The organism is Priestia sp. P5_B4 (genome assembly GCF_056400385.1).
Genome location: NZ_JBFULJ010000892.1, coordinates 1 through 1,566 on the forward strand (window position 1 = coordinate 1; position 1,566 = coordinate 1,566).

Consider the following 1,566-nt stretch of genomic DNA (forward strand, 5'->3'; position numbering starts at 1 on the left):
CACAAATCCATCCCCCGGCCGTTTCAGTGGCTGTAATCCAAATTTTATTCGTTTTTGCATGTTTGATTACATTCATAGCCGCTTCCTTTACACAAGCAAACAGCTCGTTTTTTTCTTTCCTCGACAGCGTTGTTTCTGACAGTCTCCAATCTAGGTTTACATCTAGTAAATGAGTATGTGTTAAATCATCGACGTATTGATGAATGCTTTCAGTCCAGCTTTCGGAAGAGTCAGACGGAGAGTGCTTTAAATTCGTAATCGCTTGACGCGTATCGTCATGGACATGCTGAAGAGTTTGTTTCATCCGGATAAAGTCAGGATCCTGTTCTAATTTATTTTTTCTTCCGAACTTGTTCATTTTAACAGATAGGAGAAACAGCGACTGTGCAATGCCGTCATGCAGTTCACGAGCTAATTTTTCACGTTCAATAAGTGCTGCTTTCTTTTCTTTTTCTTGTCTTAGTTCCTCTTGCATTTTTTCTAAAATAGAAAATAAATAGCGGACAAATATAAGCGTTACAAAAAAGACAAGGAGCGGAGAAAGCACATTTCCCATATCCATTGAGATGTAAGGGAGCAAAAGGGCATGACGAACGTACTCCCAAAGCGCGATGGTCAGAGTTGGAAGAAGCAAAATCAGCCATTTAATTTGTCTATATTTCACGGTATCCCTTCTTTCGTCCATAAAATGTGTCTATATTTTATCATTTGAGCGGAAAATTACTAGAGGAAAGAAGAGAAATCACTCTTAAGAGTGATTGGTACCACCCCTAGCTGAACGGATAAAAGTAGTGGAAAAAAGTCTCATCTGCAATATCATACAAGAAAAATTTTTGAGTGAATGGTATGCTTAAAAAGCTTAGTATGTGACAAGGAGGGGTCATTGATGACAAAAGAAATTCGCACGGCGCACGTTGACGCCGATTTACATATTGAAGCTTATCGTTTTAAAGGGATTATGCAAAAGTTTCCTGCTCATTTTCACGAGTATTATGTGATTGGATTTATTGAAGAAGGTCAGCGTCATTTAATTTGCCAAGGCAAAGAATACATCATTAATCCAGGAGATTTGCTGCTGTTTAATCCGTATGATGTCCATAGCTGTGAACAAATAGACGGCAAAACGCTTGATTATCGCTGTATTAACGTGACGCCAGAAGTGATGAAAAAAGCTGTTTTTGACATTAACGGCAGTGAAAGTCTTCCGCGTTTTAACAGCAGCGTGGTGCAAAGAAGTGATGCTGTCTCTAGTTTAAAAGAGCTTCATTTACAAATTTCAAATGGTGAACGGGAGTTTAAGAAAGAAGAGTTATTTTTATATTTGCTGGAAGAACTCATGCAGGATCATTCAAATCTTTCTTTTCTTTCGTCAGACGTTGACACGTCCCATGAAATCACAACAATCTGCAGCTATTTGGAAGACAACTATACAAACAAGATCACGCTGGATGAGTTAAGTCAGCTAATTGGATGGAGCAAATACCGGCTGCTGCGCTCTTTTACAAAGCAAAAAGGAATCTCTCCATACAGCTACTTGGAAACAATTCGAATCAATCAGGCTAAAAA

General features: G+C 38.6%; 2 protein-coding genes. One reads left to right on the forward strand and one right to left on the reverse strand.

The annotated features are described in order from the left end of the window. Positions 1 to 664, reverse strand: a 664-nt coding sequence (locus AC1DRF_RS27215; RefSeq protein WP_477742211.1) for a sensor histidine kinase, incomplete at its 3' end; no start/stop codon positions are given. Between the two features lie 222 nt (positions 665 to 886). On the opposite strand from AC1DRF_RS27215, the gene AC1DRF_RS27220 reads away from it, so the two are divergent. After that, on the forward strand, positions 887 to 1,566 hold a 680-nt coding region (locus AC1DRF_RS27220), incomplete at its 3' end, for an AraC family ligand binding domain-containing protein (RefSeq protein WP_477742212.1).